Annotated in this window: 19 protein-coding genes and 1 pseudogene; 8 read left to right on the forward strand and 12 right to left on the reverse strand. The window is 39.7% G+C overall.

Annotated features, from left to right (window positions below; translation table 11 throughout):
• Window positions 1-29: 29 nt before the first annotated feature.
• On the forward strand, window positions 30-836 hold the full coding sequence (locus RMB13_RS02905; protein WP_311084374.1) for an SDR family oxidoreductase: 807 nt from the start codon (window positions 30-32) through the stop codon (window positions 834-836).
• A gap of 42 nt (window positions 837-878) precedes the next feature.
• Here the strand turns inward: RMB13_RS02905 and RMB13_RS02910 are convergent, their stop codons facing one another.
• The 4 genes from RMB13_RS02910 to RMB13_RS02925 all read right to left on the reverse strand — a co-directional run bounded on the left by RMB13_RS02910 (window position 879) and on the right by RMB13_RS02925 (window position 3,275).
• Entirely contained in the window at window positions 879-1,220 is a 342-nt protein-coding gene (locus tag RMB13_RS02910; protein ID WP_003654014.1) for a GlpM family protein, read from the reverse strand.
• A gap of 52 nt (window positions 1,221-1,272) precedes the next feature.
• Window positions 1,273-1,626 (reverse strand): DUF1304 domain-containing protein, encoded by a 354-nt coding sequence (locus RMB13_RS02915; RefSeq protein ID WP_004639914.1) that lies wholly within the window; start codon window positions 1,624-1,626, stop codon window positions 1,273-1,275.
• 65 nt (window positions 1,627-1,691) lie between these two features.
• Complete coding sequence (locus RMB13_RS02920) at window positions 1,692-2,669, reverse strand: zinc-binding dehydrogenase (RefSeq protein WP_311084375.1); 978 nt, start codon at window positions 2,667-2,669, stop codon at window positions 1,692-1,694.
• A 3-nt stretch (window positions 2,670-2,672) separates the two neighbouring features.
• A complete protein-coding gene (locus tag RMB13_RS02925; protein ID WP_003654020.1) occupies window positions 2,673-3,275 on the reverse strand; it encodes a TetR/AcrR family transcriptional regulator in 603 nt (200 codons plus the stop codon).
• A gap of 295 nt (window positions 3,276-3,570) precedes the next feature.
• On the opposite strand from RMB13_RS02925, the gene uvrA reads away from it, so the two are divergent.
• Window positions 3,571-6,402: an excinuclease ABC subunit UvrA gene (uvrA, locus tag RMB13_RS02930; RefSeq protein WP_311074455.1), complete on the forward strand. Its 2,832-nt coding sequence runs from the start codon at window positions 3,571-3,573 to the stop codon at window positions 6,400-6,402.
• A 40-nt stretch (window positions 6,403-6,442) separates the two neighbouring features.
• Here the strand turns inward: uvrA and RMB13_RS02935 are convergent, their stop codons facing one another.
• Window positions 6,443-8,152, reverse strand: a complete 1,710-nt coding sequence (locus RMB13_RS02935; protein WP_311084376.1) for a GGDEF domain-containing protein — start codon at window positions 8,150-8,152, stop codon at window positions 6,443-6,445.
• Window positions 8,153-9,161: 1,009 nt separating this feature from the next.
• Here RMB13_RS02935 and omp33-36 point away from each other — a divergent pair.
• Window positions 9,162-10,067: a porin Omp33-36 gene (gene omp33-36 / locus RMB13_RS02940; protein ID WP_311084377.1), complete on the forward strand. Its 906-nt coding sequence runs from the start codon at window positions 9,162-9,164 to the stop codon at window positions 10,065-10,067.
• A 68-nt stretch (window positions 10,068-10,135) separates the two neighbouring features.
• Here omp33-36 and RMB13_RS02945 read toward each other — a convergent pair.
• From RMB13_RS02945 to RMB13_RS02960, 4 genes and pseudogenes are all read right to left on the reverse strand, one after another.
• Window positions 10,136-12,102: pseudogene (locus tag RMB13_RS02945) on the reverse strand (BCCT family transporter).
• 167 nt (window positions 12,103-12,269) lie between these two features.
• The gene (locus RMB13_RS02950; RefSeq protein ID WP_003654029.1) at window positions 12,270-12,962 is read right to left on the reverse strand and encodes an ion channel; all 693 of its coding nucleotides are present in this window, start codon (window positions 12,960-12,962) and stop codon (window positions 12,270-12,272) included.
• 170 nt (window positions 12,963-13,132) lie between these two features.
• The gene (locus tag RMB13_RS02955) at window positions 13,133-14,848 is read right to left on the reverse strand and encodes a cation acetate symporter (RefSeq protein WP_311084378.1); all 1,716 of its coding nucleotides are present in this window, start codon (window positions 14,846-14,848) and stop codon (window positions 13,133-13,135) included.
• A gap of 1 nt (window position 14,849) precedes the next feature.
• Window positions 14,850-15,182: a DUF485 domain-containing protein gene (locus tag RMB13_RS02960; protein ID WP_003654032.1), complete on the reverse strand. Its 333-nt coding sequence runs from the start codon at window positions 15,180-15,182 to the stop codon at window positions 14,850-14,852.
• 182 nt (window positions 15,183-15,364) lie between these two features.
• Here RMB13_RS02960 and RMB13_RS02965 point away from each other — a divergent pair, with 182 nt between their 5' ends.
• Together RMB13_RS02965 and RMB13_RS02970 are read left to right on the forward strand one after the other, a co-directional pair.
• On the forward strand, window positions 15,365-18,862 hold the full coding sequence (locus tag RMB13_RS02965) for a PAS domain-containing hybrid sensor histidine kinase/response regulator (RefSeq protein WP_017391031.1): 3,498 nt from the start codon (window positions 15,365-15,367) through the stop codon (window positions 18,860-18,862).
• 387 nt (window positions 18,863-19,249) lie between these two features.
• A complete protein-coding gene (locus tag RMB13_RS02970) occupies window positions 19,250-20,017 on the forward strand; it encodes a hypothetical protein (protein WP_003654036.1) in 768 nt (255 codons plus the stop codon).
• Between the two features lie 45 nt (window positions 20,018-20,062).
• Here RMB13_RS02970 and RMB13_RS02975 read toward each other — a convergent pair whose 3' ends face one another.
• On the reverse strand, window positions 20,063-20,713 hold the full coding sequence (locus RMB13_RS02975) for a response regulator transcription factor (protein WP_003654038.1): 651 nt from the start codon (window positions 20,711-20,713) through the stop codon (window positions 20,063-20,065).
• 376 nt (window positions 20,714-21,089) lie between these two features.
• On the opposite strand from RMB13_RS02975, the gene msuE reads away from it, so the two are divergent.
• Both msuE and sfnG read left to right on the forward strand, forming a co-directional pair.
• A complete protein-coding gene (msuE, locus tag RMB13_RS02980; RefSeq protein WP_004639934.1) occupies window positions 21,090-21,827 on the forward strand; it encodes an FMN reductase in 738 nt (245 codons plus the stop codon).
• Window positions 21,828-21,872: 45 nt separating this feature from the next.
• Window positions 21,873-22,985 carry a dimethylsulfone monooxygenase SfnG gene (gene sfnG, locus RMB13_RS02985; RefSeq protein ID WP_311084379.1) on the forward strand — a complete coding sequence of 371 codons (1,113 nt, stop codon included), beginning with the start codon at window positions 21,873-21,875 and terminating at the stop codon, window positions 22,983-22,985.
• 94 nt (window positions 22,986-23,079) lie between these two features.
• Here the strand turns inward: sfnG and RMB13_RS02990 are convergent, their stop codons facing one another.
• Window positions 23,080-23,493 (reverse strand): Lrp/AsnC family transcriptional regulator, encoded by a 414-nt coding sequence (locus RMB13_RS02990; protein WP_132070587.1) that lies wholly within the window; start codon window positions 23,491-23,493, stop codon window positions 23,080-23,082.
• A gap of 105 nt (window positions 23,494-23,598) precedes the next feature.
• On the opposite strand from RMB13_RS02990, the gene RMB13_RS02995 reads away from it, so the two are divergent.
• Window positions 23,599-24,141, forward strand: coding sequence for a cysteine hydrolase family protein (locus RMB13_RS02995; protein ID WP_311084380.1), 543 nt, complete (start codon window positions 23,599-23,601; stop codon window positions 24,139-24,141).
• A 43-nt stretch (window positions 24,142-24,184) separates the two neighbouring features.
• Here RMB13_RS02995 and acs read toward each other — a convergent pair whose 3' ends face one another.
• Window positions 24,185-26,134 (reverse strand): acetate--CoA ligase, encoded by a 1,950-nt coding sequence (gene acs, locus RMB13_RS03000; RefSeq protein WP_132070591.1) that lies wholly within the window; start codon window positions 26,132-26,134, stop codon window positions 24,185-24,187.
• Window positions 26,135-26,253 lie beyond the last annotated feature (119 nt).

A 26,253-nucleotide genomic window follows, 5' to 3' on the forward strand; every position in this document is an offset into this window, starting at 1 on the left:
AATGACTTCGTTTATTACGGATAAATAAAATGAGCGCTCATCTTTCTACATTTAAAAATTCAACAGCATTAATTACAGGAGCATCTTCAGGAATAGGCAAAGCCTATGCTCAAAAACTTGCATCTTTAGGCATTCATTTAATTTTGACTGCACGCTCCGAACAAAAGCTGAATGATTTAGCTGATGAACTTAGAAAAAAATATAACGTAAATGTTGAGGTTATCGTTTTAGATTTAGCTCAATCCAATTCAGCTCAAATATTATTTGATGAAGTGCAGGCTAGAAAATTATCGGTAGAAATTTTAATTAACAACGCAGGATTTGGAAAATGGACTAAATTCCTAGATCAATCTGTATCTACCTATCAAGAAATGATCACGCTGAATATCAGCAGCGTAACGTCTTTATGTTATTTATTCTTGCCTCATATGCTTGCTAACAAAAAAGGCATCATGATTAATATTTCATCTACAGGAGCATTCCAACCTCTCCCATACATTGCTGTTTATGGGGCAAGTAAATCTTACGTATTACAATTTACTGAGGCGCTGGCAGGAGAATATGCATCTTCGGGTGTTAAATTTCTGGCAGTTTGTCCGGGCAATACGGAAACCAATTTTACTCAGGTGGCAAATGCCGATACGAGTGGCATGAAAAGCTCTACAGTCGACGATGTTGTATCTGCAACGGTTAAAGCATTAGATAAGAATAAAGCAACTGTTGTGGTGGGATGTAGCAACTATTTGACGTCTCAATTACCTCGAATTCTTTCTCGCCAAAAGATGATCAATTTAGTTGAAGGGATGCTCAAAACCCGCGTTATCGATCCGTCATAAAGCTAGTTCAATTTAAAAGATTAAGGGCTATCTCTTAATCTTTTAATGCTGAAATAGTTGCCAGCCATAAATTAAACCTGCCGCGGCAACCACCCAACACAGTGTTGCCAAACCTAGACATGACCACATCGACAGACGCGTTGCAAGTACATAGACCGCCACTAAATAAATGGCATATGGAATAAGTGACCATAGGCCAAACAGAGCTGTTTTCTGTAAAGCCTCAGCTCCTTTTTGCTGATAAACAATCACATGAGCAATCAAAGCGAATGTAGGAAAAAGCGGGACTAAACCTGCAATATAAAATGCCTTACTTTTCGATAAAACCGAAATGATGAGAACAACCCCAGCCCCCAACATACATTTTAAAAATAACGCCCACATGCGCTTATCCTATCTGGTCATTTCCATATCAAAACGCTGTATTGTGCGCTTTTCAGAGAAAATTAACAGCGACCAAAGCAATCAGTGCTGGAACTGCCTGAATATAAATAATCTTTTTACTGGCTGTCAGTCCGCCATAAATACCTGCAATGAGCACGCAACCTAAAAAGAAATTGGCAATTGATGTCGCAAACGGTGCATCTGCAAATAAAGCCCAGAATAAACCCGCTGCCAAAAAGCCATTATAAAGACCTTGGTTTTGTGCCATGACTTTGGTGAGTTTTGCTTTTTCTGCATTATTTCCAAAGGCTTTCATGCCATAGGGTTTGTCCCACAAAAACATCTCTAACACTAAAATATAGACATGTAATATTGCAATTAAACCCACTAAAACTTGTCCGATCATACAATTTTCCTTTTTATTTTAAAGATATGAAAAAAGATCAGTCTCTCGACTGATCTTTTAATGTTTTACGGCTTTAACAATACTTTGCCTTGACGAGCACCTTGTGTTGCTTTTTGAGCAGCTGTTTTAATCTCATCAAAACTAAATACACCCTCAACAGGAAGGATTAATTTTTTCTGAGTCGCTAACGTTAATAACTCGACAATAAGCTCTTTTTTGCGTTCTGCTGGCATTTCTTTGTTGACCACACTCGCCCAGAAACCTTTTACAGTTGCTTGTTTAAAGATGAGATCACCAGATGAAATTTGCATGGTTTCACCTGTCATACTTCCAAACGAAACCAATAGGCTATTTTCACTAAGCAAGTTCAGCATTTCACCACTTGCACTTCCGCCAATCGAGTCCACGCCAGCAATTAAAGGTTGGTCACCATGAAGCTGTTTAACTTGCTCTTTCCAGTTAGGCTGATCGGTTGCTACAACATGTTGAATGCCTAATGCTTGCATCTCTGCAATTGCATCAGTACGACGAACTAAATTAATTACGGGTAAACCACGTGCCTGCGCAATCATGGCAACCGTTTTACCTACTGCACCATTCGCTGTGTTTTGAATTAACCATTGACCCAGTTGAACATTTACAAAGTCCAACAGCATGAGGGCACTAATTGGCATACCAATCAGCTGTGCTGCTGTTTCGTCATCAATTTCATTATTGAGTGGAATAAGCCCTTGAGCTGGTGCAATAAAGTATTCAGCCCAACTACCATGCACAGCTGCAACTGCAATACGTTGACCTACCTGTACATGAGTAACGCCTTCACCCAGCGCATCTACAATACCAACAGCTTCACTACCACCAATAGCGGGTAAAGTAGGCTTGTAGCCATAACTTCCACGTACCGTCCATACATCATGATTATGGATTGGAGACATGATTGTTTTGATACGAACTTCGCCTGCTTTTGGTTCTGGCTTTGGCATATCCGCCTGCTCTAAAACGTCTACAGGTTCGCCAAAATTACCATGGATAATACTTCGCATGCTTTATTCCTCTATCGGTTTTAAGAGTTGTTGGGTAGTTTCTAAAGCTAGATGTAGATGCGCTTTGTCTTGCGACAATTTTGTGAGTAAAGCGGCACCTAACCATAACTGATACATGACTTGCGCAGTTTTTAAAGGGTCAATGTGTTTTGGAATTGATCCTTCTTGTTGGCCTTCTTTGAGTAGCAAAGCCAAACGTTGCGTTAATTTGTGCACACCGTCATTGAGAATTTGACGCATATCTTCTGACAAGTCAGAAACCTCTGCGGCCAACTTCACAATCAGGCAGTTTTCAGCCCAGCTACCATTTACCGGATCATCAATCCATGCCTGCCATAACGCCATTAAACGGGCGTGGGCACTTTGTTCACTGTGCTGCCAAAGCTGTTCCATACGAACTTTATAGTCAGCCATGTATTGCTCTAGCAACGCACAGCCAAACGCCTCTTTCGAAGCAAAGTAGTGATAGAACGAACCTTTAGGTACGTCACAAGCCTTTAAGATTTCTTGTAAACCAACGCCGACAAATCCTTTGTGTAATACCAGCTCAAAACTGGTATCCAAAATGTGTTGTCGTGTGGTTTCGCTTTTATTTAATCGTTTCATGCATACACAATACTCCACTATTAGACCAGTCGTCTAGTAAAATTATGTTGCTCATTAAAATTTGCTAAGAGTAGAAATCAAAAGAGAGGAATGTTAAAAATACAACCTGCTTAATTAAACAAATTTTGTCGATTGTCGTTTAACCGTCACAATTTGTCGCTTTAAATCATTTTGTACCACTTGAACAATTTTAAATCGTTATCATATATAGGGTCTGTTGTTTATAACCAGTCACACTGCACGAGACTGATCAATCAACACCTAAATTTTCATTAATACATAATTGAGATGTTTTATGAGCCAAAGTCATATCCGTATTCGAGGCGCACGTACCCATAATTTAAAAAATGTGTCTCTCGATATTCCACGCGATAAATTTGTGGTAATTACGGGGTTATCAGGTTCAGGAAAATCTTCTCTTGCCTTCGATACCCTCTATGCCGAAGGACAACGCCGCTACGTCGAATCACTTTCAGCCTATGCCCGTCAGTTTTTATCGCAAATGGAAAAGCCTGAAGTAGACTCGATTGAAGGTTTATCTCCAGCGATTGCGATTGAGCAAAAATCTACCAGTCATAACCCACGTTCAACCGTGGGTACCATTACCGAAATTTATGACTATTTGCGTTTGCTCTATGCGCGTGTCGGTACACCGTACTGTCCTGAACACGACTTGCCGATGGTCGCGCAAACTGTTTCTGAAATGGTCGATGCAGTAAAAACACTTGAAGAAGGCACAGCACTGATGTTGCTTGCCCCTGTAGTTCGTGAACGTAAAGGTGAATACAGCAACTTGTTCGAACAGCTACAAGGACAAGGTTTTGTTCGTGCGCGTGTCGATGGCGAAATCATTGATATTGATACGCCACCTGAACTCGATAAAAAGAAAAAGCACACCATTGAAGTTGTTGTTGACCGTTTTAAAGTACGTGAAGATTTAGGTAACCGTATTGCCGAATCATTTGAAACTGCATTACGTTTGGGCGGTGATATTGCGGTTTTGTCATGGATGAATGGCGAACATCCAGACCGCGTTTTTTCTGCAAAACACTCATGTCCTAAATGTGATCGAGCTGTAGCAGAACTTGAGCCTCGTTTATTTTCATTTAACAACCCGTTTGGTGCCTGCCCTGTTTGTGATGGTTTAGGTACTCGCAGTCATTTTAGCTCTGAAAAGCTCATTCCAAATCCTGAGCTTGCGATTAGTGAAGGTGCAATTCGTGGTTGGGATCGTCAACGTCCATATTATTATTCGATGCTACAAAAAGTTGCCGACCATTTTGGTTTCCAACTTGATACACCTTGGAACCAGTTAGATAAAGATACTCAAAAGAAATTTTTACAAGGTACGGGCAAAGAAAAAGTCGATTTAAGTTATATCGATGAACGTGGCCGCAAACACACGCGCGTACAACCTTTTGAAGGAATTTTGCCGCACCTTGAACGTCGTTACCGTGAAACTGAAAGTAACTATGTACGAGACGATTTAGCCCAATATCTATCGAATGCCGCTTGCGATGCCTGCGACGGTTCACGTCTAAATGAAATTTCACGCAACGTTCGGGTCAAAGATAAGACCATTGCACAAATCACCAAGATGTCGATTGGTGATGCTGAAAACTATTATCAAGATCTCAATCTTGAAGGCGCTAAAGGTGAAATCGCCGATAAAATCTTTAAAGAGATTCGCGAGCGTTTACACTTCCTCGTCAGCGTCGGCTTAAATTATCTCAGTCTCGCTCGTTCGGCAGAAACCTTGTCAGGCGGTGAAGCTCAGCGTATTCGTCTTGCTTCGCAAATTGGTGCAGGTTTGATGGGCGTGATGTATGTACTCGATGAACCCTCGATCGGTCTGCATCAACGTGATAATGATCGCTTATTACAAACGCTGATTCGCTTACGTGATTTGGGTAATACCGTGCTTGTGGTTGAACACGATGAAGATGCAATTCGTGCTGCGGATCATATTATTGATATCGGACCTGGTGCAGGGATTCATGGCGGTGTCATTATCGGTGAAGGTAGCTATGACGAGATTGCGAGCAATAAAGACTCTCTTACAGGTCAATATCTTTCAGGCAGCCTAAAAATTGCGATACCTACGCAACGTACCCAATCGCCACGCCCAGATGAATTCATCAAACTCTCTGGTGCAAGTGGTCATAACCTTAAAAATGTCGATTTAAAAATTCCGCTCGGCATTATGACTTGTGTGACTGGTGTTTCAGGTTCCGGTAAATCAACACTGATTAACCGTACTTTGCTTCCATTGGCAGCAACACAGCTCAATGGTGCAACCACACTGACCGCAGAAAAGTTTGATTCGATTGATGGCTTACAGCATTTAGATAAAGTGGTTGATATTGACCAAAGTCCAATTGGTCGTACCCCACGTTCGAATCCTGCCACGTATACAGGCTTATTTACGCCTATTCGTGAATTATTTGCGCAAACACCTGAAGCCAAAGCGCGTGGTTATAGCGCAGGTCGTTTCTCGTTTAACGTGAAAGGTGGACGTTGTGAAGCTTGTGAAGGCGATGGCATGATCAAAGTCGCGATGCATTTCTTGCCTGATATGTATGTGCCTTGCGATGCTTGTCATGGCAAGCGTTATAACCGTGAAACTTTAGAAGTTGGTTATAAAGGCAAGAACATTTCAGACGTATTAGAAATGACCGTTGAAGATGCGGCTGAGTTCTTTAATGCAATTCCTGTGATTCATCGTCGTTTAGATACTTTAATGCAAGTAGGCCTGGGATATATTCGTTTAGGTCAAGCTGCAACGACACTTTCAGGCGGTGAGGCGCAACGCGTTAAATTAGCTCGCGAGTTAGCAAAACGTGATACGGGTAAAACCTTATATATCTTGGATGAGCCGACGACAGGCTTACATTTCCATGATATTGCCAAGCTACTCGACATTTTGTACGAGCTACGCAACAAGGGTAATACCATTGTGGTGATTGAACATAACCTTGATGTGATTAAAACAGCGGACTGGGTTGTGGACTTAGGCCCTGAAGGTGGTTCAGGCGGTGGGATGATCATTGCCGAAGGCACACCTGAACAAGTGGCTGATGTTGAAATTTCTCATACTGGGCGTTTCTTAAAGCCGATGTTGAAGTAATTTATTGAATGAAAAAGCCGGAAATCATTTCCGGCTTTTTTTATCCCTCAACTGCATTTCGCCCTCGGGCTTTAGCTCTTAATAGTGAACGGTCAGCTTTCTCTAAGAGCTCTATCCAACTCGCCGCTCCTATTGCAAAACCAATACTCACAGACACATGCAATTTTTCATCTGAACCTGACAAATCAATTTCTTGTAAAGAAATCGCAATACGAATTTTTTCTGCCAAAAGGCGAGCATCTACAAATTGCACCTGCTCTAACAATATTAAAAATTCATCTCCGCCATAACGAACAATTAAATCTGAACTTCTTATATTTTGCTTTAATTGCTCAGCAATATTAACAATGACATGATCACCTACAATATGCCCATATTGGTCATTCACCTGTTTAAAACGATCAATATCTATAATCATTAAACAAGTCTGCGTAAATTTTTGAGGATAACTTTCAACAATTTTTAAATATTCAGATAAAGCGAGACGATTGGACACACCAGTTAATGGATCAGTATTGGCAATATTCTTTAATTGAAATTCAAAAGCATCGCGTTGTTGCAACATACGCTGTAATCGATCAATCGCTTCAAATAGGGAAAAAAATTCACCTTTTGTTGTTACATTCATCTCATCTGTCCAATGATCAGAACTATGCGATAAATCTAAAATTAAAGTCCTCGCTTTAATTAAAGGGGAAAACACTCTTCTTTGCGCATAAATAAGGGTAAGTAAAGCTGTGACTAAAGAAATAGAAGAAATAAACAAAGTTAAAAGAAAATCATTTCTGGCTATTACATTTTCTTTAGCCGCGATCACTATACTTTCATTAAGAATGTAAGTTTGTAAATCAACTACAGTGGTAAATTTACCCACTATGGCTTCTGTTAATTGAGTAGCACTTAAAAAATATGGTTCTCCCTTTTGGCTTTCTTCTAAAAGCCTTTCAACAACTGGAATACCCTTATCTATAAATTCTAATTTTACTTGTGAATATAATCGACGATATTCAGGTGTTTTAGCCTGTTCAGGCTGCAAGGTATCAACCAATATCCATAAATATCTTGCTTGATGCTGGGTCTGTAAAGAGCGCGCCCGATTATTACTTGGAATTTCTTCATTAAAGCTCACAGGAGCAATAATATTAGATGCCATACGTCCAGCCTGATCTCGCATATCGGTCAGAACTATAATCAGCGTAAAATAATTAGAAATACGGCTATCTTTACTTTTTAGCTGTAACATCAGTTTTTGCAGTATTTCCCTACAATTATCCCATGCTCCAAACATCCCTAAAATGGCATTATCCATTTGGACGGAATTTCGCGCTCCATATGGAATTTCACCATAATAGTCGACCACATGCCGAGCTTGTCTAAGATTTTCTTTGAAGTTGGTTTGCAGCTCATTTGCTAATGAAACATAACCTGCTTGTTGTAAGATAAGGATACTTGTATCAATTTGCGCATCAACAATTAAACGAAATTTTTTTAATTCTTGCTGATTCTTTAATAAATCATGAGGACTGCTCGACATCATTTTGTTGGCTGGAGCACGCTCCTTAGAAACTTTATAGGCAATATCGGCTACAGCTCTTAAGCTTTTTATTTCGGCTAAGGCTTGTCTAGTTTTTATATAATCCTGATAGCTTCCCACAATGAGGGGGATCGCCATGAATAATAAGGACAAAATAATAACCAGCATAAAAAAGAACAGTCGATTACTAATGTGCTCTGAACGTAACCCTGACATTTCTAGCTGGTACTCCGTAAATGTCCTGCCATTTTTACTACGATATAAATTAGGCTTAAATCCATCCTAGCATTTTAATAACTAGAATTTCATCAATAAACCCTTCATTTCTCTTTTATTAATTATACGTTTCCTACATTTTAGTAAGCTTAAATAATAAACGGGATCGAAAAATTGAATGATTTTTATAAAAAAACTCTATTTTACAGATTAAAAATTTTTAGCAATGATAGTAAAATATATTTAGTTATCCTCTTGGATGCACTTCTCCCAGCATCCACTGCCCAGCTTTAAGCTGGGTTCTTTTTGATCTATTATTTTCCAATAAATTTCATATAACTTTTCTTATAATTTTAAGATTTTCTTATAGATAAAAAAAAGCTCAACCTTGGGGAAAGCTGAGCTCGTAAAATCTGATGTGCTACACACATCGTATCTGGGCAAGCACTTTAAATCCTAAAAACGTTAGGTAGTGAACTTTGCAATTAAATTATGTGACTTATCTCTACTTTTGTAAAGTCGATTAAATTAATCAGAATTCAAAATTTAATCGATTTTTCAACTTAAAATAGAGATTTCTTTTATTTTATTCACTTATATAATAATTAAAAATAGTTAAATTTTTTAGTTAAACTAATCCAAATATTGTTAACTATTCCTCAAAATATTACAAATTCGATAAGAAAACGATGATTTTTTATTCGCATTGTAAACAATATTATACTTTTATTAATGTTAAAACCGATCACATTAATCTATTTTTCCAATCACAATTGTAATAACTTTTAAACATTTACTTCTAAATTCCCTATGAAATATAATTATTAGCCTCTTGTAAATGTTCATTTTTTTATCAGGTTGACAATTTACTTTTCATTTGATTAGTTTTTCACCAATTTTAACATAAGTGTCAAATATCTTTAACATTCCCTTTTTTTCATTATTGACTTCATAAATTGTTACAATACAATGACCCCAGCTTTATCTCTTGTTATTGCTGGAAATGATTATGAAAAAACTTGGTTTAGCCACTGCTGTATTATTAGCCATGACCGGTGCTCATGCTTATCAATTTGAAGTTCAAGGTCAATCTGAATATGTTGACACAACTGCAAACGATAAAAACTTCACTGGTGACGTTGCTGGTACATTCTATTTAAAAAATGTTGATACCGCTAAAGGTCCATTAGCTGAAGCAGCTTTCTTGAACCAAGCTTCTAGCGTATCTTTAGGCTATAGCTACCAACAGTATGACCAAAACAATGTAAATTACCACATTGGTACATATGGTGTTAAAGGTGAGGCTTACGTTCCTACTCCTTACCTTCCTGTATATGCTAGCGCAACTTACAACCACACTGATGTTGATGGTAAAAACAACTTCTCTAAAGATGACAACGGTGACCGTTATGCATTAGAAGTTGGTGCTATGTTGTTACCTAACTTCTTGATGACTGTTGGTTATACAAGTGTTGCTAACCAATTCGCTTTAGACAACTTTGGCATCATCAGCAATGGTATCTACTCTGCTGTAAACCAAACTGCTGCGATCCAAAATGACCAAGATGCTATTACTGCACGTGCTAAATATGTAGGTCCAATCGATGGAACTAACATGGCAATCGGTTTTGAAGCTGCTGGTGCTTTCGGTGAAGAAAACCAATACGGTTTAAAAACTGACCTTTACTTAACTCCTAAGTTAAGTGTTGGCGCATCTTTCGTGGGTAACGATGGCGTAGCTGACATCAAAGGTAATGACCTTGGTGAATTCCGTCAAGCTTGGGGTGGTAACGTAAACTACTTCATTACTCCTGCTTTAGCAGTTGGTGCATCGTACATGAAAGCTGACGTTAAAAATGCGTCTACTAGCTACGATACACAAACTATCGGTTTAAATACTAAATTCCGTTTCTAATTTAATTTAGAAATCGAATTAAAAAAGGACTCTATTGAGTCCTTTTTTAATACCTATACATCTAAATATTAGCTTCGTACAATATTTAAGAAATACAGATGACGTTCGTATTGATCAATAATGTCTTGAATTAAATCTTCTTGCGTCCAATCCATTACATCATAGTTCTGGCCACCTTCTCGTAAAAACACTTCAGCCTGAAAATATTGCCCATCTTCTGCTTCTATACGCCCCATAAGAAAACTTGGTGGCAATGTTTCACGTGAAACAACTTTATAAATAAAATTAATTTCATTGTGATGGTCTACCCTAAGCTGCATACCATCTTCAAGTTGACTAATTGAAACTTCTAAATGACGGCGTTTCAATTCATGCTTAATATTTTCAAAAGCACGGCTTACCTGATTTTCAATATATTGCTTTACTTCGTCTTCACTATGAGGATAGTGCATGATTAATCCTAGACGCTGTTGCCAGCTTCGTGGATTATGAATAGCACGCGGTGTGATTCGTGCTTCCTGAATAGCAGTCATTTTAGTGACATCAAGATGCAAGGCCTTTATTAGTCCCCAGCTCATTAACAGCATGACGACAGTAAATGGTAATGCACTCATAATGATTGAGGACTGAAGTGCAGCCAATCCACCTACCAATAATAAAATAATGGCGAGTACAGCCATAAGCACTGTCCAGAACAAACGTTGCCAAGTCGGTGAGTTTTCTGTTTTTGCAGTTAAATAGTCGGTGACTAATGCACCTGAGTCGGCCGAGGTCACAAAAAATAAAACCACTAAAACAGTTGCCAAGACATTCATTACCCCAGAGAAAGGTAAATGATTTAAAAATTCAAATAATGCGACTGATGAATCTTGTTGAACCGCCTGAATTAAGGTGGTTTGATGCTCATGGATAATGCTAAATAACGCAGCATTTCCTAAAAAGCCCATCCAGATAATGGTAAAGCCAGTTGGGATAAGCAAAACCCCAACAATAAATTCTCGAATGGTACGACCACGTGATACGCGGGCAATGAACATTCCAACAAATGGCGACCAAGAAATCCACCAAGCCCAATACAAGATCGTCCAGCCCCCAATCCATCCATTTGGCTGATAGGCATATAAATTGAACGTCATGGTAAAAAGATTAGAGAGGTATTGCCCAGTATTTTGAATAGTGGTTTGGAGTAAATAAATGCTTGGGCCAGCAATAAAAATAAATACTAAGAGAATTACAGCTAAAACTAAGTTTATTTCTGATAAACGTTTTACACCTTTATCTAGACCTAAAAATACAGATAAAGAGGCCAAAATACTCACAAAAATAATGAGTAGAACTTGAACATGAGTACTTTGCTCTACACCAAATAAATAATGCAAACCAGAGTTGATCTGCGTTACCCCAAAACCAAGAGATGTCGCGACACCAAATACAGTTCCAATCGTTGCAAAAATATCAATGCTATCGCCCAATGGGCCATAAATCTTTTTTCCAATCAGAGGATAAAGTGCGGAACGGGTCTTTAAAGGTAAATTATGTCTATAGGCAAAATAAGCTAAAGCCAGTCCGACTACAGCGTAAATCGCCCACGCATGTAACCCCCAGTGGAAAAAGGTTACTCTTAGTGCTTGCTGTGCTGCATCAATGGTTTGTGCCTCACCACTTGGCGGGGTAACGTAATGCATGACGGGTTCAGCAACACCGAAGAACATCAACCCAATCCCCATCCCTGCTGTAAACAGCATGGCGAACCAGGACCCATTATTATAATCAGGCTGGCTATGATCAGGCCCTAATTTAATACGTCCAATCGATGAACAGGCGATATAAATCAATAAGATGAGAAAGAAAGCAACAGATAAAACATAAAACCAGCTAAATGAATCAGTGATCATTGTTTTAATTGTTGCGTTAGAAGCTCAAAAGAACTCGGAGCAATCACCACTACTGCTAAAAACAAAGCAATAATAATGACCGTACCAAAAAATACGTTAGGATTAACGTTTGCGAACCAACTGGACTGTTTGGAAGGCATAAATCCTCCATGTTATTTTAATGACGAGTGACAGGCTTAAATGCCGATAAGATATTCATAGAATGAACAAAGCTAAGGCTTTCAATAGAGAAAGCCGATAACACTCTAAATAAACTTAAAGAATATTGCAGTTACAAAGGTGTAAATAAATTAAAACACCTCCTCCATTATTTATCTGAATTTTTTTTAGGGAGGTGGGTAATATATTGTAAAGCAATTAATCGAGTTACGATTAAAGCCAAATACATGACTCCACAGAACATTTGGAGCATGGCTAAAACGCGCGCTGGTGGGCTCAGAGGCATTAAGTCAGATAAACCTGTAGCCGATTGCAAGCTAAAGCTGAGAAATAATAGATCTAACCACGTCTGTAAATGGTGAACGTTATTTGGATTTTGAAAGCTAGACGGAAGAATAAGCTGACAAATGTTATATAAAAATGCAAAACCCCAAGCAATAAGCGTAAAAACTGCTGCTGCCGCAAACAACTCATCTCTTGTTAAATACTGATCGGCAAACATATAACGAAATAAGCCATAAGCTGCTGAAAAGTAGGCTAGCGCTTCACAGCCATGTGCAAAAACCTGAACGTATAAATTGCCATAACCCAATAAAATAAATACCGAGGATATAATCGCCCCACTCACAAATGTTAACCCGAGAAAAGTAAACATTGGGGTTTGACGAATAACCTTGGCAATAATGAGTAGGGCCAGCACCCCTAAAGCCCATGTAAGTGTGCGGTAAAATACATCATGAAAAGTCAGCATAGCCAAAATGAGTAAGATAAATTGCACAAGCAGCAACCATGCGGAAGGTAGCAATCGAAAGCTCGCCCAGAACTCGATGATAGATCGCATTATTATTTTCCTTGTTTCATTATGCTTTTTGAGGTCTAGCAAATCATACTGTACACAAAACAAGGCAAACAAGTTGTTCTTTATTAATATCTAAGCCCTAAATTGAAAATTAAATAAGTATAAAAAAAGCCCCGTAGGGCTTTTTTTAAGGATTAACTAACAATTTGATCTTAGTGGTCTGATGCACCAGATGCCCCAATACCGGTCATTGAACGAACATATTGAGCATCGAAAGCAGCACGCTCTTTTTTAGCACGTGCAGAATTATCGGTAACAGAGAACAACCAACAGCAAAGGAAAGACAACGGCATTGCGAATAATGCTGGGCCATTGAATGGATTGATTGGTGTATCAGAGATTTTTAAAGTATCTACCCAAACTGCTTTAGATAACACAATCAATACTACCGCTGTTACAAGACCAACCACACCACCAATAACTGCGCCACGAGTCGTTAAACCTTTCCAGAACATTGAAAGAACAAGAACTGGGAAGTTTGCACAGCAAGCTACAGAGAATGCCAAGCCTACCATGAATGCCACGTTTTGCTTTTCAAACAAAATACCCAAAATCATGGCAAAAATAGCTAAACCAAGTGTCGCAATTTTTGACATGCGAAGTTCTGAGGCTGGGGTTGTTTGACCTTTTTTGAATACGTTAGCGTATAAATCGTGAGAGATTGCAGATGCGCCTGAAAGTGTTAAACCAGCAACAACAGCAAGAATGGTTGCGAACGCTACTGCTGAAATGAAGCCCATGAATAAGTCACCGCCTAAAGCGTCACTTAAATGCACGGCTGCCATATTGTTACCACCAACAAGCTCAAGTTTGCCTGTTACTGCCATTTTTGCAACATCAAGGAATTGCGGATTGTTTGATACGAAAAGAATCGCACCGAAACCAATAATGAAAGTTAGAAGGTAGAAGTAACCAATAAAACCTGTCGCAACCACAACCGATTTACGTGCTTCTTTTGCATCTTTTACTGTAAAGAAACGCATAAGAATGTGCGGTAAACCAGCTGTACCAAACATTAATGCCAAACCAAGAGACAAGGCATCAATCGGGTTTGCTGCAAGTTTACCTGGCCCCATAATTTTTGCAGCATCGGTCAAGCTTACATCATGCACTTTACTGAATACTTCAATTGATTGGGTAAACATGTTGCTGAAACTAAAGCCAACTCCTTTCATGACCATGAATGCCATGAAGGTTGCGCCACTGAGTAACATTACCGCTTTGATAATTTGTACCCATGTCGTTGCCAACATACCACCAAAGATTACATAGGCCATCATTAATAGACCAACGATGACTACAGCAATGTTGTAGTTCAAACCAAATAGTAATTTGATGAGCTGACCCGCACCTACCATTTGAGCAATCAAATAGAATGCCACAACAACAAGTGAACTGACCGCAGCTAAAGTACGTACTGGTTTTTCTTCAAGACGAAATGAAACCACATCTGAAAGGTTATATTTACCAAGGTTACGCAAACGTTCTGCAATTAAGAATAAAACGATTGGCCAACCTACCATGAACCCAAGCGAGTAAAGTAAGCCATCAAAGCCCGAACTAAACACAAGTGCAGAAATACCAAGGAAAGATGCAGCAGACATATAGTCACCCGCAATTGCCAGACCATTCTGGAAACCGCTGATACCGCCACCTGCCGTATAGAAGTCTTGTGTTGATTGAGTTTGTTTTGCAGCCCACTTAGTAATGAACAAAGTGAAACCAACAAAAATTAAGAACATGATGATAGCATGCCAGTTAGTCGCCTGTTGCTCAGCTTCACCTAAGTCAGGACCTGCCATAGCTACCGTTGAATATAGCGATGTTGCTGTCAGCAAGACTTTCGCCTTTAATGAATTCCATTTCATATTAGTGTAGTCCTTTATCGTGCGTGATGGCTTCAACTTCCTTCAACGCTTCTTCACTCAACTGATCAAGGGTGTGATTTGCAATGAAGGAATACACACCACACAGTAGGAAAGATAAAACAATAATTCCTAAACCTAGCGGGATTCCCCATGTCGTAACACCACCACTAAATGAACTCATCAAAAATTCTTTGTTGTAGCCCACAAGTAGCATAAAGCCCACATAAAGCACTAACATGATGACTGTGAGCGTCCAACTTAATGCACTTTTTTTCTTGACCATCTTTTGAAACTTTGGATTGCGTAGAATCTGTTCTACTTGGTTCTGATCCATAACCAAACTCCTTGCCCAGTGCCCAGCCTTGGCCACTTTTTTAATAGTAGTTTCTCAGGATTTAAGTTAGCAAAATTCCGTGTAATTCGTAACTTAGACTTTGGTCGTTAAAATTTAATCAATTTATAGCTTTGTTTCTGCTTGGGGTATGATAGGCACAAGGTTTTAATCATGTGAGTCATATGAACAGCTGGCTGATTATTGGGGTACTCACCCTTTATATAGCACTCTTATTTATTTGTGCTTTTTTTGGTGAAAAGCATGCCAGCCGTCTGAGTACACGTGGCCGCATGTTCTTGTTCAGCTTAACCTTAGGTGTTTACTGCTCATCATGGACATTTTACGGCGCGACTGGAGCCGCTGTTCGCGAAGGCGTGATTTTCTTACCGATTTACTTAGGTCCGCTTTTATTTGTCTGGTTCGGCTATGACATTTGGCGACGTTTAGGTCGAGTACGCCAACACCATGCTATTTCATCAATTGCCGACTTTATTGCTGCACGTTACGGAAAAAGCGGTGTCTTGGCATCACTAGTTACCATTTTGGCCGTAATCGCAATTATCCCCTATCTGGCCCTACAGCTACGTGCGATTGCTTTAAGTACGTCTGTCATTATGGAACAGAATGCTCATATCCATACGACGACCAATAGTGTTTTGCTTTTAACCAGTGTACTGGCTATTTTGGCCATGATTTTTGGAACAAGACAAATTGCCAATACCGAGCAACATGGCGGCCTCATGCTCGCCGTCGCATTTGAATCTTTTGTAAAATTATTCGCACTCATTTGCGTCGCTTTATTTTTTATTTTTGAAACACCAGCGAACCTAGTCCAAGTTACAGCCGATGTAAACCAAACCTTTCAGGAAGTTCAGTTATTTGGAGTACCTGAAACATTCTGGATTCAGACCTTATTGGCAGGTTTAGCAATTATCTGCCTGCCACGTCAGTTTCATGTGGCAGTGGTCGAGCTGCGTGACGAAAAACATATCCGTGGTGCGCGTAAATGGTTTGCGGTTTATCTCATTTTAACAATTTTAGCCATTATTCCGATCGCAAGCTGGGCGTTGCATGCAGCACCGAAGTTCTTGACTGTACCCGATGTTGCCGTGTTGTCATTACCCCTTAGCTATAACCAAGAAGGGCTGGCTTTACTGGCTTTTTTAGGTGGGTTCTCTGCATCGACCGGTATGTTACTGGTTTCGTCAGTTGCCCTGTCTATCATGCTAAGTAATGACTTAATTATGCCTGCGCTCTGGCGTTTTAAAGTGCTCTCGCGCCATGATAAGCATCTTCCTAAAGTTCTTAAGTTTAGTCGCCGCATTAGTATTGTTGCAGTGATGCTACTTGGTTTTTTATTCTTCCATTTCTTTAATGATATTAACCAGCTTTCAGTATTTGGTTTATTGGCTTTTAGTGCTGTCGCTCAATTCGCCCCTGCTCTTATTGGTGGTTTGTACTGGCGTGGTGGAAGTCGTCAGGGCGTATATGCGGGACTCATCATTGGATTTTTAATGTGGAGTTATACTTTACTATTTCCAACGATCTTACGTAGTTTGCCTGAAGCCTATCAGGAAGCGGCTCAGAGTATTTTGCTTTTTGGTCCTTTTGGAATCAATGCGTTACGCCCTGAATCATTATTTGGCTTTGAATCATTTGCACCACTCACACATGGTGTAATTTGGTCGCTTGGTTTAAATATTCTTTTATATATCTGGATTTCTAAACTCTACCGCCCAAGTGTAGCAGAGCAAATTCAGGCTGAAAGTTTCTTCTATTATGAAACAAAACCATTGCCATCACCGCACACCTCTACCGATTTAACCTATTTACCGCATGATGCAGCACGTTTAAAAGTAGGTGATCTCTTTGCACTTGCCAAAAGAATTACTGGTGAGCAACCAACAACACAAGCCTTTGAAAATTTCTGTGAACAAAATCATTTAATACTTAATGAAAATAGCATTGCAAATGGCATGTGGTGGCGGTTTACCGAGCAATATCTAGCTGGCATTATTGGGGCAGCTTCTGCACGTACTTTGCTCACTACAGCAATGATTAATAATGGTCTGGCTTTAGGCCAAGTTGCTAATATTCTGGACCAAGCCTCACAATGGCAACGTTTTAACCAAAACCTACTCATGACCATGATTGACCACATGACCCAAGGTGTCAGCGTAGTTGATAAAAACATGTGTCTGGTGGCATGGAATAATCAATATTTAAAACTGTTTGGTTACCCTAAAGACTTGGTGTACGTTGGCTGTCCAATTGCCGATTTAATTCGTTATAACGCTGAGCGCGGTGAATGTGGCCCCGGTTCAGTCGAAGAGCATGTACGCAAACGTTTGCATTGGATGAAAGTTGGAAGTGCTCATGAATTTGAGCGTATCCGTAAAGATGGTCGGGTTATTCAAATGCGGGGTAACCCAATTTCTGGTGGGGGCTTTGTTACCACGTTTGCCGACATTACCGCCTTCCGTGCGAATGAAGCAATACTCGAAGCTCGCGTAAAAAACAGAACCCAGCAGCTTGCCGATGCCTTAACCGAACAGCAACTTGCACGTGAACAAGCCGATATGGCAAATATGTCGAAAAGCCGCTTTATCGCCGCGGCAAGCCACGACTTATTACAACCCATGCATGCCGCTCGCCTGTTTAGTACCGTTCTTGAACAAAGCATTGCAACAGAAGAAGACCGTCAGACTTTGCAGCAACTTGATCGTGCTCTATATGGTGCAGAAAGCATGCTCTCTGCCCTACTCGATATTGCCCGCTTAGAAGGCGGCAGCATTCAGCCAAAAAGACAGCCTTATCCTTTGCATGATTTACTCAGTGATCTTGAACTACAGTTTAAATCGATTGCTGCTCAGCGAAATATTTCACTGAAAGTTCATGATGTATCTTTCTGGATTGACACAGATCCACAATGGATTCGACGTATTATTCAGAACTTTGTCAGCAATGCTTTACGCTATACAGCAAAAGGCCGAGTGGTTGTGGGTGTTCTACGCTCGGCGCAACAGTCTGGTCATATTCGTATTGGCGTGTGGGATACAGGACCAGGAATTGCAGAAGAACAGCGAATTAAACTGTTTCAAGAATTCGAACGCTGTGGACATCTGTCACCTTGGGGGGAGCAAGGTCTAGGCTTAGGGCTGGCTATTGTGCAGCGTATGACAGGTTTGCTGAATTATCCTGTTCATGTCTACTCGCAACTCGATAAAGGCTCATGCTTTATGATTGAAGTTCCAGTCGTAGAAGCGCCAAAAGTCATTACCCCAACCGTGCAGACAGTACCTTTAAAAACCAAAGCCTACCGTATTTTATGTCTGGACAACGATGAAACTATTTTAGAAGGTATGAGTAGTTTATTAGGTAAATGGGGCTATCAGGTCTTTAAAGCCACTGAACCCGAACAAGCGCTTGAGATTATTCAAAAGGAAAATATTCAGGTCTGGCTCATCGACCAACACCTGAATAACAACCAACTCGGCGTCGATTTTATTATGCAAAATCGACAGCAGGATATTCCAGTTGCTTTAATTACCGCTGACTCTCACCCCGAGTTACCTCAGCAGCTTAAAGAGTTGAATATTGTTTTACTCAAGAAACCACTTAAACCTGCTTCATTAAGAGCTTGGTTATCTGGGCTTAAAATTGCCAGTGCAGCAGATTAAATATTTTCTCTTCCAGACTTTTTATAGGTTTGGGAGAGATCCTTGGCAAAAATTATTGGCTTAATTTAAGCCAATAGGCAGAACTGCTCAAAAAGTCTACTTTTACCCAAGAAATAATTGACCAAACTTTCCAATGCCCCTTTTTCTATGGCAAAGCCCACCTTTTTTGTAAGTGAACACGTGTACACCTAGTTACAATTTAATAAGCTTATATTTTTTAAAATAAAATAAATAAAAAACTCCCATATACAACTTTAGTCGTATTCCACTTGCATTCTTCATGTTCCATAAATAATCGATGTGCATTTTATATGCTTCAAGATTTCAGAACCCATTTCCAATTTATAAAACATCCATACCAACTTATTAATGCAAAGGACAATTGCCATGAATACTTTTGATACATCCCCACAAGGGCAACTCTCATCTCAACAGTTTTATCGTCAATACAGTGCCAATGCTTTACTTCCTGAATTAGATTGGCAAAGTATTTTTCCCAACAGCAAACTCAATGAAGCACATATCAAAGCATTAAATACCATTTATCAGTGTGCCGTTCCGCTCGCACTCAATATTTTTCATGATTTGAATTTTGATGTATTTGCTCCCGCAGCCTATCACCCGCAAGGTTTAGGCTTATTTGATAAATTAGGTCAACAAGAAGAAAACTTCTTACAAGTCCTCACTGCGGAAAGTGAAAATCTAGATCACGATACCCGTCATCAAATCTGGAGCATGTTGCTTCGCGGAGGGGCTGTACTCGTTTTCAAAGCTTGGCTTGGTCATGTCAAACTCGGAGAAAATCAGTTAGACATGACTCAGTTTGATGAACTCTCTGACTTACTCTTTATTAAGACTCATCCAGATCAACTTGCTGAACGTCTACATGTTGATGCAAAAGCAAAACTCGACCATATCTTCTTAATGTATGGCAATGATATTTTTCTAGATCGATTCAACAGCCTTGAAACAGCTGCCCTGTTTGTTGATTTGGGTGTTTATGATGCGGCGTTCTTAAGCTTGCGTGATGACCGCGTAGCTGAATATTTAAAAATGAAACGTTATGTGACGCAAGAACAAATTGATGATTTGCAATGCGCACTCAACCCATTGTACTGCGACAGCCTAACCCCAAAACAAGATTGCCTTGCTTAATTCACACATATAAAAAAGACCTCAATTGAGGTCTTTTTTTAATTTTTAGATTTTTCTATCTTCAATATTTAATGCACTAATTGCCAGTACCGCCTGTGTCCGGTTTTGCACACCCAATTTTCTAAAGATGGCTGTCACATGGGCTTTAATCGTTGCTTCTGAAACATCGAGCTCGTAGGCAATCTGTTTATTTAATAAGCCTTCTGCAACCATCATCAAAACACGGAACTGCTGTGGTGTTAATGACTGAATACGTTCTGCCAATGCAGTTTCATCTGCCGCTCGAGGGTCAAGATTAAGATTAGATGGCAAGTTAGGTGGTAACCAGATATCACCTTCTAAGACCTGACGAATCGCTTCACCAATATGACTTGGATGCGCAGATTTAGGGATATAACCCATCGCGCCATGTGCTATCGCACGCTGAATGATTGAAGTTTCTTCATGTGCAGAAACCACAATAATTGGAATAGCTGGATACTGTGCTCGCACATAAACCAAAGCAGAAAAGCCTGAAGCACCCGGTAAATTTAAATCGAGCAATACCAGATCAGGTTCTGCCCCATTTTCCAAACGCTCATAAAACTCATCAACCGAAGCTGTTTCATGAATTTGTGCCTGTGGCAGGCTATAACGTACTGCTTGAATTAAAGCATGACGAAACAAAGGATGATCATCAACGATTAAAATATTCATAAGCGATTAAAGTAATCTTGAGCATAATTATGGCCTATTGTAACCCTACTATTTAGATGAAAGATACGTTCATCTTATCCATTTTTATGCAAAATGTTGATAAATGCAGAACTTAGCAAAAATTTTCAGATGTTTTTTAACTTTTAATCAAAATTAATCTGTTTTTTATATAAGCTTCCTTTTTATTATAAAAAATATATCACCAATTATTATATAAAATAAAAACAAACACTTAATAAAAAAACAAAGTATAAAAATCCACTATTTATCTTTTATATTTAAAACAGATAAGGTTGACCAATTTCGTTATTTTACAGTTTACCGTCGTTGTTGATTAATAGGTCCAATCACCTTTTTTAGGCTTAGGAACCAAATTATGACTGGTATCACATCACCAAAACCTTTGAATATTGTTGCTGTTTCTGGTGGCTTAAATACCCCATCTAAAACGGAAAGTCTGGTCCAAGCCATTCTTGATGAATTATCTGAAGCAATCGATATTAAAGTTCATTTTATTAAATTAAGCGAAATTGGGCCTTTATTAGGCGGTGCATTTTATCGCAACCAACTTCCACAGCGTGTACAAGACGACCTTGCAGCGGTTGAAGCAGCAGATGCTTTAATTGTAGGTACACCTGTTTACCGTGCTTCTTTCACAGGTCTGTTTAAACATTTCTTCGATTTTGTTGAGCAAACAGCCTTGGTCGATGTGCCTGTACTTTTAGCTGCATCTGGCGGTAGTGATCGTCATGCGCTTGTACTAGAGCATCAACTTCGTCCATTGTTTAGCTTCTTCCAAGCACAAACTTTACCAATTGGCGTATATGCAACAGATCGCGACTTTACCCCTGAATACACGGTTAAAAGTGAGCAATTAGCAGATCGTATTACGCTAGCAGTAGCTCGCGCATTACCAATTTTAGAATGGGCACCAGCCAAAGGTAAGCGTGCTGAAGTCATCAAATCTAAATCTCAGCAAGCGAACCAAGAGCTTGGGATTAATAAACAGATTGAGCAAGAAGAAGTCTTACCTTCAGCAGCCGTTCCAGATCTTGATGCAGCGGAATCTCGCTTACATCACAAGTCTGGCAAATCATTAACGCATGTTGCCTAACCGCAATATGTCTAAATAAAAATAACGAATTTGGGAGAGCGCACCATGACGCAATTACAACAACCGATTAAATTTGCTTATTGGGTACCAAATGTAAGCGGTGGCCTTGTAGTAAGTAACATCGAGCAGCGTACAGACTGGAGTTACGACTACAATGTTCGACTTGCACAGGCTGCCGAAAAAAATGGTTTTGAATATGCGCTCACTCAAATTCGTTTTACGGCGGGCTATGGGGCAGAAAATCAGCATGAATCAGTCAGTTTCAGTCATGCATTATTAGCAAAAACTGAAAAACTTAAGGTCATTGCTGCTATTCTGCCCGGCCCTTGGAAACCGGCACTCGCAGCTAAGCAACTTGCAACAATCGACTATCTAACCGAAGGCCGTATTGCCATTAATGTGGTCAGCGGCTGGTTTAGAGGAGAGTTTGATGCGATTGGTGAAGAATGGCCAGAGCATGACCAGCGCTACGTCCGCTCTGAAGAATTTATTCGCACTCTAAAAGGAATCTGGACTACTGATAACTATAGTTTCGATGGTAAATACTACCAATTCCAAAACTACACACTTAAACCGAAGCCTCTACAAAAACCTTATATTGAAGTGTTTCAGGGTGGTAGTTCCCGTGCTGCACGTGACATGGCTTCTCGTGTATCTGACTGGTATTTCACCAATGGTAATACGGTAGAAGAGATTCAAAAACAAGTCGAAGACATTCGTACTAAAGCAAAAGCCAATAACCATCATGTCAAAATTGGGGTGAATGCCTTCATTATTGCCAGAGATACCGAAGAAGAAGCAAAAGCGGTACTTCAAGAAATTATTGATAAAGCCAATACAGAAGCGGTAAATGCATTTGGTGATGCAACACGTGAAGCAGGTGCTGCTTCACCAGAGCAACAAGGTAACTGGGCGAAATCAAGTTTTGAAGATCTAGTGCAATATAACGATGGTTTTAAAACCAATTTAATTGGTACACCCCAACAAATTGCAGAGCGTATTGTGGCACTTAAAGATGTAGGTGTTGATTTGATTCTTTCTGGCTTCTTACATTTTATTGAAGAGGTAGAATATTTTGGGGAAAAAGTTCTACCACTCGTACGTCAATTAGAACTTCAACAAGAAAAGGAGATAGAACTTCAAGCCAAATCAGCCTAAAAAACTTCAGTAAAAGCAGCGCAAGACAATAAAAACAATAAATTAAAAATAAAGACTTATTGGCTCCAAGACTCGGCTTGGAGCCTTTATTTTTTTAAGATTTTTCAACTTCTCGAATCACTGTTTCAACCGAATAGCGACACCATATTGAAAGTTTCTCAATAAATTCATTTAATGCGGAGGGCTCGAAATGGCTGACAATCATATAGCAAGCATTGCCCATGACTTTAAAGCATTCATCGATTTGTTCATATTGCTTAACCAAATTTTCAATTTCTTCAAATGCGCGTTGTTCATTTAAATGCAAATGAATAAATTGTTTATGACTGTATTGAACAGCAATAGTGTAATTTTTAATAACCCCTGCATCCATCAACTGAGCTATGCGCGCCCCTACAGCCTGCCCTGTCCGGTGAACTCGCTGCCCAATTTCTTTATTTGTCAGACGGGAATCTTGTTTGAGTAATGCAATAATTTTTAGATCAATCGGGTCTAATTCAATATTCATTTTTCATGGCGAAAGAAAACTGGCGTTAATGCTTTCATCTGACTATAGCTGATTTTGCGAGCAGAGAATAATCTTGTTTTATCTCATATCAACAAGAGTGATCTCATGAAACAAGCACTATTAATTATCGATGTACAAAATGATTATTTTAAAAATGGCAAAATGGAATTGGTTGGACCAGATCAAGCACTAGAAAAAATAAAACAGCTTGAACAATATTTCAGTGAGAAAAACCTTCCAATTATTTATGTACAACATATTAACCCACCACAGGCCAGCTTCTTTCAAGAAAATACCGACGGTGTTTTACTTCACCCTGAACTCAACGCTCAAAATGATGCATTAATTGTGATAAAGCATTATCCAAACAGTTTTTTAAAAACCAATTTAGATGAACTTTTAAAAGCACATCAAATTGAGCAACTCGTGATTACAGGCATGATGACGCATATGTGTATTGACTCAGGGACACGTGCCGCTAAGGAGCTAGGTTATCAACCAATCTTAATTGCAGATGCCACCGCAACACGTGATTTAAGCCATGCCGGAAAAACTGTAAAAGCTGAAGATGTGCAAACTGTTTTTTTAACTGCGCTTAGTACGTTTGCGAATGTACAGAATACTGCCGATTTTCTAGCAAAATCTTAAATAAGGTCCAATAAAAAAGCCCCATTTGGGGCTTTTTTAAAAATTAGTTTTGCTTATCAGGATAGACCGTTGCGATTAACTGATCTACCACAGCAGGTTCAGCCAAAGTTGAGGTATCACCTAAACTATCTAACTCATTTGCCGCAATTTTTCTTAAAATACGGCGCATGATTTTACCAGAACGCGTTTTAGGTAATGCTGGTGCCCAGTGTAATGCATCTGGTGAAGCCACAGGGCCAAGCACTTTACGTACCCAGTTAATTAACTCTTTACGCAGCTCTTCCGACTCTGGAACACCCGCTTGTAAGGTCACAAAAGTACAAATACCCTGCCCTTTAATGTCATGTGGCATTCCCACCACCGCAGCTTCTGCTACTGATTCATGCGACACCAAAGCGCTTTCAATTTCAGCCGTACCCAGACGGTGACCTGAAACGTTTAAGACATCATCTACGCGGCCTGTGATCCAGTAATAGCCATCTTCATCACGGCGAGCACCGTCACCTGTAAAGTAGTTATTTTTAAAGGTCGAGAAATAAGCCTCGATAAAGCGGTCAGGGTCACCCCAAATGGTACGCATTTGACCTGGCCATGAATCTTTAATGACTAGATTACCTTCTGCTACACCTTCTAGCTCATTACCTTCACCATCTACAATGGCAGGTTGAATACCAAATAACGGACGTGTTGCGGAACCCGGTTTTAAAGCTGTTGCTCCTGGCAATGGCGCAATTAAAATACCGCCAGTTTCAGTTTGCCACCATGTATCAACAATTGGGCAACGGCCTTCACCAACTACATTGTAGTACCAGTTCCAAGCCTCAGGGTTAATGGGTTCACCAACCGAACCGAGTAAACGCAAGCTACTACGGTTACTCTCACGAACATATGAATCGCCCTCACGCATCATGGCGCGAATCGCGGTTGGGGCCGTATATAAAATAGAGACTTTGTGCTTATCGACCACATGACCAAGACGTGCCCATGTTGGATATTGAGGCACACCTTCAAACATTAAGGTTGTGGTGCCATTTGCGAGTGGTCCATAGATCAGATAACTATGTCCTGTAATCCAGCCTACATCGGCTGTACACCAGTACACATCATCTTGTTTTAAATCAAATACTTCTTTAAAAGTACTTGTTACATAGACTAAATAACCACCTGTAGTATGCAAAACGCCTTTAGGTTTACCTGTCGAACCTGAGGTATAGAGAATAAATAATGGGTCTTCTGCCTTCATAGGTTCTGGAGGACAGTTTGCATCAACCTCCATAATAATAAGGTGATACCACAAATCACGACCCGGCTTCATTTCAATCGGGTTGGCATTACGGTAAACCACAACTACATTTTCAACACACTCTGTACCCGGCAACGCTAAAGCCAAATCGACATTTTCTTTGAGTGGTAACAACTTACCGGCACGTAGACTTGAGTCTGCCGTAATGACAAGTTTAGCTTGGCTATCTTCAATACGACTTGCTAAAGAGTCTGGTGAGAAACCACCAAATACCACACAGTGAACCGCGCCAATACGAGCACACGCTAACATGGCAATTGCAGCTTCAGTGACCATTGGCATATAGAGCACAACGCGGTCACCTTTACCAATGCCATATTTCTTTAAAACGTTGGCAAAGCGGCAGACTTCGTCGTGTAATTCTTTATAAGAAACAATTTTATGGCGAGAAGGATGATCGCCTTCCCAAATAATTGCAGGTTTATGAGGATGTTCTTTAAGATGCCTGTCTAGGCAGTTTGCCGACACATTCAACTCACCATCAGCAAACCATTCAATTTTGAAATTGTCTTTGTCAAAACTCGTATTTTTAACTTGGGTAAATGGCTTTATCCAATCGACAATTTTAGCTTGCTCTGCCCAGAATTCATCTGGGTTCTCGATAGAGTGTTGATAACGTTTAAAGTAGTCTGCTTCAACAGTACGAGCTGTTTTTTTAAATTCCTCTGGTACTGGATAGATCTCATTCATACGCAACTTCCTTGATCTTGTGCATCCCATCTCGAGACTGTGGCTATTATTTTACTGGATCTTATTTGCATGCCTTTGCAGTATGATGACTCTTTCAAAGTCCAAACAATGCGACTTTG

This window comes from Acinetobacter sp. V102_4, from assembly GCF_031799005.1.
Taxonomy (GTDB): Bacteria; Pseudomonadota; Gammaproteobacteria; order Pseudomonadales; family Moraxellaceae; genus Acinetobacter; species Acinetobacter calcoaceticus.